This is a genomic window from Hallella colorans (assembly GCF_003096815.1).
Taxonomy (GTDB): Bacteria; Bacteroidota; Bacteroidia; order Bacteroidales; family Bacteroidaceae; genus Prevotella; species Prevotella colorans.
This window is the reverse complement of record NZ_QENY01000020.1, coordinates 46584-55920: the sequence shown is the minus strand read 5'-3', so window position 1 is coordinate 55920 and position 9337 is coordinate 46584. Positions and strand designations below refer to the sequence as shown.

Sequence of the window (9337 nt, the reverse complement as noted above, 5' to 3'; positions counted from 1 at the left end):
GAAGTATGCGAACGGCTGTATATCAGCCCTCGTACCTTGCAGGACTATCGGGACAGGAAAGTTATCCCCTACACGCAATTCGCAGGGAAAATACTCTATAAGATGTCGGACTTGGAGAAAATGTTGGATAATAATTATAAGGAATGCGAATAAAACCGCCTTCAATAGTTATAATTGGCATTAACACTTGATACAAGTAAAAAATGGAAATACAGAGAATAGTAGATTGATGTGAATAATTGATATAAATATTAGTAAAATAGCATAAAAGTTCAATTAAAAATCATTATAAATAGGTATTGTGTAAGACTTTTATTATTATTTATTTTGCACACAAAAAAAAAGAGACAACCTCAGGAAACAAATGACAAAGATGATAGAAATGTTTAAAGCAGCGATAACCAGAGTCGTGAAAAAGAATCATTATTAGTATGACATCTGCCATTGACATCGTGGAATCACGATGATACTCTTTTTTTCCAGTAGGATTTAGCGTATATTTTGCCACCATTGCATCAAAAGGACTTCTATATTTTGAAGCCTCATTTTTATGTGACTTTTCTTGATATTTCCCATTTATGGAACAAAACTCTAAACTTTTATCGACAGATTGGATAACTGACAGCATAGATACATACATCTATTCGCAACGTCCAAAGAATAGTGCCATTTACATAATAGTATTAGCAGTTGTGGCACTGATTATAATCTCCTTACCTTTTATATATGTAGATATTACGGTACAAAGTAATGGCATAGTAAGACCCAACAGTGAGGTAAGCATAATAACTGCACCCATGACAGAGATTGTGGAGAAGGTTTATGTAAAAGAGGGTGATATGCTGAACAAAGGAGATGAAATTCTGAAATTCAGGACAAATTCTTCTGATGGAAGAATCAAATATCAGCAAGATCGTTCGCTCGATTTACAAACTCAGATTTCTGACCTAAACTTGTTGTCTAAAGGTTTAAGTCCAAGTGTGTTCTTATCTACTGCCAGACAACAAGAATATAGAAAATATTTATCTGAAGTTCATCGTCTACAAACTGATTTACACCAATATGAAATAGAATGGAAACGTCAAAAGACGCTTTTTGATAAAGGATTGATTAGTGAAAGCGAATACAATGAACACTATTACCAATATTTAAATAGACAAAACGAGCTTGCTTTGCAAAAAGCCAACCAAAAAAGCACATGGAAAACAGACCTTGCTAACCTAAAAATGCAACTATCAGAAATGTCTTCTGACCTTATTGAAACAAATAGTAATAGAAACCTACACGTTGTGAAAAGTCCTATCAATGGTACATTGGAACAGTTTTCTGGTATTTATTCTGGAAGCTACCTCCAAACAGGAACAACAATTGCCATAGTTAGTCCTGATACAACGCTCCATGTAGAAGTGTATGTAACACCACGAGATATTGCCTTCATAGCGGAAGGAATGCGTGTAAAAGTTCAGATTGAATCATTCAACTATAACGAATGGGGAACGATAGATGGCTATGTAAAAAGGATATCTTCTGATTGTATGAGGGACAAAGACGGCAATACCTTTTATAAGGTAAGATGTAAGTTGACAAAAAATTACCTTGAATTGCGAAGTCAAGGGAGAAAAGGATTTATAAAAAAAGGAATGGTATGCGTAGCTCATTTTGTCGTTTCGCATAGTTCTCTTTTGGATTTGCTTTATAAGAATCTTGATGAATGGGTTAACCCTACACAGCACCAAGCCACAACACCAATCAATTTGCATAACTAATAACTTTCAATGAATAACAAAGTAATAAAAATAAAACAGCAGGACATTACCGATTGTGGAGCAGCATCATTGGCTTCCGTATGTGCCTATTATGGATTGAAATTTCCTATTGCACGAATACGACAGTATGCGTTTACTGACAAAAAGGGAACAAATGTTTTGGGTATGATAGAGGCTGCTAAGAAATTAGGATTAGAAGCTAAAGGTGTGCGAGCACAATCTGAGGCTTTGAAGATAATACCTTTGCCCGCTATTGCGCATATTGTTGTGAAAGAGATTCTCCATCACTTTGTTGTTATTTACAAGGTGAGTAGCAAATATATAGAATACATGGATCCAAGTGATGGAGAGTTACACCGTGTTGCTTGGGACAAATTCCAAAAGGAATGGACAGGAGTTCTTATATTATTAGAACCTAAGGAATGTTTTATTCAAGGTAATATGAAAACCAGCATACCACACCGTTTTTTACAGTTGGTAAGTCCACATAAGCGAATTATGGTAGAAGTGTTGTTTGGAGCTATCGTTTGTAGCATACTTGGGTTAAGCACATCTATATATGTGGGTAAGATTGTTGACTATGTATTGGTAGATCAAAATACTAATTTACTTAATCTCATGGGAGTGCTTATGCTAATAATAATTATTGTTAGGATTTTCATTTCTTCAACAAAGAGTATTTTGGCATTAAAAACCAGTCAGATGATAGATGCTACACTTATTCTTGGCTACTACAAGCATATATTGAACTTGCCTCAGCTTTTCTTTGACACCATGCGAGTGGGTGAGATTATTTCACGTGTGAATGATGCCGTAAAAATCCGTACGTTTATCAACAATGTCTCAGTAGATTTAACTGTAAATATACTGATACTTGTTTTTGCGGTGAGCGTAATGTTTGCCTATTCGTGGCAATTGGCGCTGGTGACATTGGTTTCTGCACCTTTATTTCTTATAGTGTTTTTACTTTTCAACCGCCTTAACAAGAAATATCAACGCTACATAATGGAGACAGGAGCTGATTTGGAGTCTCAGCTTGTAGAATCGCTCAATGCCATTACGACTATAAAGCGATTTGGTATCGAAGATCATGCTAACCTTAAAACAGAATCACGTTTTGTACGACTTATACGCAATACATACATTAGTTCCCGAGGTGCTATATTTGCAAGTAGTGGCATAGATTTAATTTCGTCAGCTGTTACTGTTGTTATATTATGGGTGGGAAGCCGATTAGTATTAGAACAGTCCCTCACACCAGGAAATCTTATGATTTTCTATTCTCTGATAGGTTACGTACTTTCCCCCATTGGCTCTCTAATTACATCTAACCAAATAATACAAGATGCAATGATAGCTGCTGACCGTTTGTTTCAGATTCTCGATTTAGAAGTTGAAGAATCTAACATGGAACAAAGAATTACTCTTACCCCAGAAATTATTGGTGATATTGCATTTGAAAAAGTCTCATTCAGTTATGGCTCCCGCAAGCAGGTTTTTGAATCCCTCAACCTCACAATTCCCAAAGGGCGTACTACTGCCATTGTTGGGGAAAGTGGATCTGGTAAAACCACGCTTATCTCTCTGCTGCAACACATATATCCTATACAGAGTGGAAATATCAATATAGGGAAATATGATATATCCATGATAAGTAATGAAAGTTTACGCAGAGTAATTAGTACTGTACCACAAAAAGTAGAATTATTTGCAGGTACATTACTTTCAAACATATGTCTTGGAGATTTACAACCTGATATGCGCAGGGTGTTTGACATAATAGAGAAACTGGGGTTAAAAGATTTTGTCGATGGCATGCCACAAGGGTTGGACACTATCATCAGTGAACAGGGAACTACGTTGTCAGGTGGAGAACGGCAACGTATATCTATAGCCCGTGCCTTGTATAAACAGCCTGAAATTTTAATATTCGACGAAGCCACATCTTCACTGGATTCTATTTCCGAACGGTATGTCAAACAGATACTTACCGATTTGGCTACACAAGGTAAAACAATCATTGTCATCGCTCATCGTCTAAGTACCGTGAAAGATGCAGATATGATTGTGGTTATAGACAAAGGACTTGTTGCGGAATATGGGACACATAATAATCTAATAATCCAAAAAGGAGTGTATAGTAAATTATGGAAGGAACAATTTAACGTTATAGAATAGCATGGAACTGAGAAATGAAATTTATAGATTGAATAAGTTACATAGACTAATAAAAAATAAAAACACAGGTACACCTCAAGAACTTGCAGAGAAACTCCGTATTAGCAAGCGACATTTATATAATGTGCTGGATGACTTGCGAATGCTTGGAGCAAGGATTGATTATAGTCGCTCTAAATACACCTTTTATTATTCTAATCACTTTGAATTAAAACTCCATTTAGAAGTGGAATATTTGGATGAAAATGAAAAAAAGTATATTTCCGCTGGAAGTTTTTCGTTCGATGCACTGTTTGTGCATGGAAACATTTTATTTTTGCAAAAGTAAACTTTCCGAACGGACTGTTTTTATTTTATAAACCTAAAAATTCAAAAATGAAAAATTTAAACAGCAGCTACATGAAAGAGATGAATGTAGCAGAAATGAGAACTGTAAACGGTGGAGAATCAAAAGAGTCAAAGCACAAGAGATGGTCTGACGCCTGTACACGGCAAGGTGGCGGTGGTTCAATTGTTGAGGGCATTGGACATCTTCTTATTGAGATCTTTGGTTAAATGACAGTAAAGCGTCTTAGCCTCAATCTATGTGAAAGGGGTTAAGACGCTTTTATCTATCAAATATACTATCAACAATTTCAAAAAGATTACAACTATTATCATTAGCAATGGAAATTAAATATAGCAAAAAAACTTGCATCCTGAAGATGCTGAAGTTTATCGCTCTTTGTGCAGTTTTACTTATATCTCTTTCTATTCCCTATTTCTATCATTTCGTTCTGAATGAAAATTCTAAAATAGATTCCACTCTTGCTTACGATGGTTTTTCGTTTCTTGTCAGTGCAGTTCTGTTACTTGTCCTATCTGTTTACAGCACAAAAGAAAAACTACATATATGGAATTTTAAGGGGAATAGACTGTTTCTCAAACCTCTTGTTGTGTCTGTTGTTTTAGCGTTTATTTGGCAGTTGTTAACAATTATTATCTATTACTTATCAACTGGCTCTTACATACACAAAACGTTATCCCTTGGGATTAGCAGTGTATTAATACATTTTGCAAGTTTTGTTTTGTTAGGTCCAGTGATGGAGGAACTTATATTTCGAAAATGGTTTATTGACATGATGGAAAGAGGCGGTTTTTCCAAAATGTGCGTAATCTTTGTAGGTTCCATACTTTTTTTCTGTTTACATATAGGAGGCGATATCGTCAGAATTGATACATTAATTATAGCCATCCCTCTATGTATAATTTATATAAAAACTCATGATGTCAGATATTGCATCATTACACATATAACCAATAATTTTATAGCATTTATATTTGCTCTTGGGCTGATTTAATGTTCTATACGCTGTTTACCAATTAGAAATCGTTATTTTGTGATGTCCGAAAGTTCTACATCCTCTCTGATTTCATTCCACGGCTAAAGGAAAAGGTATTCTTTCCCTTCACATTTTGGAAGTATGTAGTCATTTCGTAGTAACGCGCATAAGCAACTACCAACTACAACGTAATTCTTTCTCTTTCACCGATTTAACTCCTATTGTAGTAATGTAGTAAGATATAATCGGTGAAAGAAAAAGGAAATATATTCATCAGTTCTTAGTATTGCCCAACAGGAAGATTGGCGTTACAATGGCAGCCTCTGTCTGCAATTTTCTACTGATGTACTTTCTGAACAAATACGCTTCGGTGCTGCTTAACAGAAAGGACAGGGCAATGATAATTGAAAGAGGATAGAGCGGTGCATAACCTTTAAGTTGTCCGTTGATGAAAACAGGTTCTTCACCTGCACCTCTTTCATCGGGATGCAGGTTGGAAGATTTCATAATCGTCTGAAGCCTATAATTGAGTTTTCTCCACGTCACACCGAAGAATCTCACAAGTTCGCTCTTTGTCATGGCTATTTCTCCGTTTCCTTTGCGAATGACTTGCATATTACTGCCCCAATCAAAACAACTACGATGATTGTCCGTGCTGGTCATTGTTCTTGGTTTATGGCTCGTATTCATGCCGTTTCCTCCATTTTACAGGTTATAATATCCGAAGGTTCACAAGCCTCTCTGACCGCATTCCACGGCTAAAAAACATATCCTTTCCGTTCATGGATTGGTAGTATGTAGTCATACCGTAGTTGCACATATAGTCATCTACCAACTACAACGTAATCCCTTCTCTTTCACCTTGTTACCTTGTATTGTAGTGATGTAGTAAGACAACAGTGAAAGAAAAAGGATTGGTACATATTCAGCTATTGACACCCCTGTCATATATGATGATAGGAATGACAGAGTTCCTTGGACGCATCAACTCACTGCACACATGCCTTCTGAACAAGTGGGCTTCTACGCAGTCAAGTTGAAAGGAAAGGGCGATGATTGTCGGTAGTGGGTAAAGCAGTGCGTAGCCCCTTACCTCCTTATCTGTGACAATCTTCCTTTCACCTGCATTCCTTTCATCTGGAGACAGGATGGAATCTTCGGTTATCGCCCGAAGTCTGCCACTGACTTTCTTCCATGTAACACCAAAGAACCTCGCAAGCTCGCCCTCGGTCATGGCTACATCGCCTGTACCCCTGCGGACAACCTGCATACCGTTTCCCCATTCAAAATAGCTGCGTGCTATGCTCTGTCGAGAATCTGTCCCTGTCAGCAATCTGTCTTCTGTATTCATGCCGTTTCCTCCATACTTTCGTTTCTGCTTGCGTTGACAATCGTCATTGCCCCTATGGCAATAGTTTCCGTTTCCATTGTATCGTTTTCTTTGTTTTTCTCCTGATGTTTGGCGATGAGTCTGTCCATGTCCTCGGAAATCTTGCAGTCCGTTACCTGCGCATAAATCTGTGTACTTGCAATTGATGCGTGTCCCATCATCTTGGCGATGCTCTCAATGGGAATACCTGCACTTAGACACATCGTGCCGAATGTATGTCTTCCCATGTGATAGGACAGACGTTGCTGGATACCACAAGCCTTGCCTACGATGCTTAACTTCGCTGCTAACACACTTCTGCTGCAACAGGGTTGAAAGATAAGACGATTATCCATATGCGTATTATTGCCTTCTTCTTTCACCGCTTGTAGCTGCCTTTGTTGCTCGATAATCGTCTTGGCTATGGGATGTAACGGCACTATAAATTCTACTTTTGTTTTCTGACGCTCTTTTCTTATATACATCTGTCCGTCCGCGGCACTCTTGATATGCCCAAACATCAAATGTTCCATATCTGCAATAGCTAAACCTGTAAAGCAAGAGAAGACGAACATCCGCCTTGCAAGTTCGGCATCGCTATCACACATCTTCATTGCCATCAGGTTTGCTACATCACTCTTGCTAAGAAAACGAATTGCCTTTTCCACCTTTTCATATTCTGCATGCTCAAATGGATTATAACGAATGATGCGCTGGCTTACCGCACGGAACATTAAACGGCTCAGCCAACAAAGATAATTGTTGATGGTAGAGCCTTTCAATCCTTTCTTTTTAAGAAAGAAGCGGTATTCCTCAAACAATTCCTCTGTTACGCTTTGGATTTCTATATCCTTACTCTCTAAGTCCTTTATAAACTCGCACAGCATTCTATTTGCATAGCAAAGGTTAGTATATGTACCTTCTGCCTTTGACTTGCCCACACCTTCCTTTACCATTTGCAGTTCTGCTCTACCAAGTCCTAATAAGGTAGAGAAATAGGTCGCTATCCCTTGCAATCTGTTTTTAAGCAGTTCAGCGCTTACTACTCTGTCTTTTAGGAGCAGTTCCCGATAAGTCTTCTCTACCAGTTGTCTGAATGATTGCAGTCGAAGATTGATTTTCTTGTCCGTTGTTATTCCTTGTTTTGAGTTCCACTCCGCAGGCTTACATTCTTCGTTTGTAGTAATGACAGAGTTCTTGCCATCTATCGTGATACGGCAGAGTATAGAGGTCAGACCGTTTGCTTTAGTCTTTTGTCTGTTGATATAAAACAGTGTTTTGAATGTACTTCTCATCATGATTTTAGTTTTAATATGCCTATTGCTAAATACTCATCTGCATATCCTCTGTGAAAGAAAGGAAACGCTCAAACTCCACAAATAGTTTCTGTGGCGTAACCTTTGCATATCGCTCGGTCATACTCACATTGCTATGCCCCAACATCTTGCTTACCGTTTCTATCGGTACTCCTTGTTCAAGGGTAATGAGTGTGGCAAAGGTATGCCTTGCTGTATGCGTGGTAAAGGGAAAGGCTATGCTGGCTCTTAGGCGCAATGCTTTAAGATACGATTGATAGGTGGCATATTTCATCTGTGGCAATAGGCTTTCCCTTTCATCGCTCTTGTACTTCTCTATTATCCTGATGGCTTCGGGCAACAACTTGATACGGCAAAGTACTCCAGTCTTCTGCCTGTTGAACTTCAGCCAAAGACTTCCCTCGTCATCACGGACAAGTTGCAACCTGCTTAACTCCATCAAATCGCAATAGGCTGCACCCGTATGGCAGGCAAAGACAAACAAGTCCCTTGCGGTTTCCATTTCTTCCTCCAACTCTCCAAACTGTATGTTCATTAGTTTGTCAAGCGAACACCTGTCAAGAGCTTTGGGTAGTTTCTTATCTCCTCTTGCTATTTTTGCATTAGCAAACAACAAGGTGTCAGCCAATCCCTCACGGTATGCCAACCTACATACGGTCTTTATTTGGGAAGCTGCACCATAGAAACTACTCTCTTGAAAACCTAATGTCCCCAAGAAAAAATCTCTAAAATCATAAATAAAGTTTTCAGATAGTTGTGAGAAAGCTAAATCCTCTACCTTATATTTCTCTTCGATGAATGTGCGAAGATTGCTTCGTGTAGAGTGATAATTAGATAGCGTATCTTTCTTAATATCTATTCCAACGTGTTCTTCTTTCTCCCTGATAAGCCTATCAAGGCGTTCTATAAGCATACACCGAGATTGTACGCTCCCTTGAAACTGCTCCTTGATGTCCGTGGCAGTAAATGCCTGTCCTTTGGACAACAATGTTTGATAAGCGGACTGAATGGAAAGTACTAAACTATCCAGCTTTCCGTTCACTTCCACCGCCTCACGGCTCTTGCCCCTCATTCTACTCTCACGAGGACTCCACAAAACTATATCGCAAGATAGCTTGCAACTAAACTGTGCTATACTCCTTCCAAGTGTGATACGTCCCATAATGGGAGCTTTACCCTGCTTATCCTTTCCGCTCTTTTTGAGGTAGAGCAATACCTTCATCTTTTCTGTTTTCATACGCTTTAATTTTTATGGGCAAAGTTACCCGAATTAAAGCGTTCCTCACTTATGCAGAAAACTGCCGACCAAAGCAACAAACACACGAGAGAAACAATTTCAGTTACCTACATCTGCATTTAGTTACCTACTTCAAATCTTGGTAATGA

At 38.3% G+C, this 9337-nt stretch carries 10 protein-coding genes and 1 pseudogene; 6 read left to right on the top strand and 5 right to left on the bottom strand.

Going from position 1 to position 9337, the window contains the following annotated elements; genetic code table 11:
* On the top strand, positions 1–153 hold a 153-nt coding region (locus C7379_RS09980), incomplete at its 5' end, for a helix-turn-helix domain-containing protein (RefSeq protein ID WP_133241891.1).
* Positions 154–340: 187 nt separating this feature from the next.
* Here the strand turns inward: C7379_RS09980 and C7379_RS12990 are convergent.
* Positions 341–580: pseudogene (locus C7379_RS12990) on the bottom strand (hypothetical protein); the annotation flags it as partial.
* On the opposite strand from C7379_RS12990, the gene C7379_RS09970 reads away from it, so the two are divergent.
* The 5 genes from C7379_RS09970 to C7379_RS09950 all read left to right on the top strand — a co-directional run bounded on the left by C7379_RS09970 (position 579) and on the right by C7379_RS09950 (position 5284).
* Positions 579–1766 carry an HlyD family secretion protein gene (locus C7379_RS09970; RefSeq protein WP_102697340.1) on the top strand — a complete coding sequence of 396 codons (1188 nt, stop codon included), beginning with the start codon at positions 579–581 and terminating at the stop codon, positions 1764–1766. The pseudogene C7379_RS12990 and the gene C7379_RS09970 overlap by 2 nt on opposite strands.
* Positions 1767–1775: 9 nt before the next feature.
* Positions 1776–3944 carry a peptidase domain-containing ABC transporter gene (locus tag C7379_RS09965; RefSeq protein WP_102697339.1) on the top strand — a complete coding sequence of 723 codons (2169 nt, stop codon included), beginning with the start codon at positions 1776–1778 and terminating at the stop codon, positions 3942–3944.
* 1 nt (position 3945) lies between these two features.
* Positions 3946–4272 (top strand): HTH domain-containing protein, encoded by a 327-nt coding sequence (locus C7379_RS09960; RefSeq protein WP_102697338.1) that lies wholly within the window; start codon positions 3946–3948, stop codon positions 4270–4272.
* 47 nt (positions 4273–4319) lie between these two features.
* Positions 4320–4499 (top strand): hypothetical protein, encoded by a 180-nt coding sequence (locus C7379_RS09955; protein ID WP_102697337.1) that lies wholly within the window; start codon positions 4320–4322, stop codon positions 4497–4499.
* A gap of 149 nt (positions 4500–4648) precedes the next feature.
* The gene (locus tag C7379_RS09950; RefSeq protein WP_165815059.1) at positions 4649–5284 is read left to right on the top strand and encodes a CPBP family intramembrane glutamic endopeptidase; all 636 of its coding nucleotides are present in this window, start codon (positions 4649–4651) and stop codon (positions 5282–5284) included.
* A gap of 255 nt (positions 5285–5539) precedes the next feature.
* Here the strand turns inward: C7379_RS09950 and C7379_RS09945 are convergent, their stop codons facing one another.
* From C7379_RS09945 to C7379_RS09930, 4 genes are all read right to left on the bottom strand, one after another.
* A complete protein-coding gene (locus C7379_RS09945) occupies positions 5540–5956 on the bottom strand; it encodes a hypothetical protein (RefSeq protein ID WP_116617184.1) in 417 nt (138 codons plus the stop codon).
* A 235-nt stretch (positions 5957–6191) separates the two neighbouring features.
* The gene (locus C7379_RS09940; RefSeq protein ID WP_102698332.1) at positions 6192–6617 is read right to left on the bottom strand and encodes a hypothetical protein; all 426 of its coding nucleotides are present in this window, start codon (positions 6615–6617) and stop codon (positions 6192–6194) included.
* Positions 6614–7930, bottom strand: coding sequence for a site-specific integrase (locus tag C7379_RS09935; protein ID WP_165815060.1), 1317 nt, complete (start codon positions 7928–7930; stop codon positions 6614–6616). The genes C7379_RS09940 and C7379_RS09935 overlap by 4 nt, the downstream gene beginning before the upstream one ends.
* Before the next feature lie 28 nt (positions 7931–7958).
* On the bottom strand, positions 7959–9188 hold the full coding sequence (locus C7379_RS09930) for a site-specific integrase (RefSeq protein WP_102698334.1): 1230 nt from the start codon (positions 9186–9188) through the stop codon (positions 7959–7961).
* Between the last annotated feature and the right edge of the window lie 149 nt (positions 9189–9337).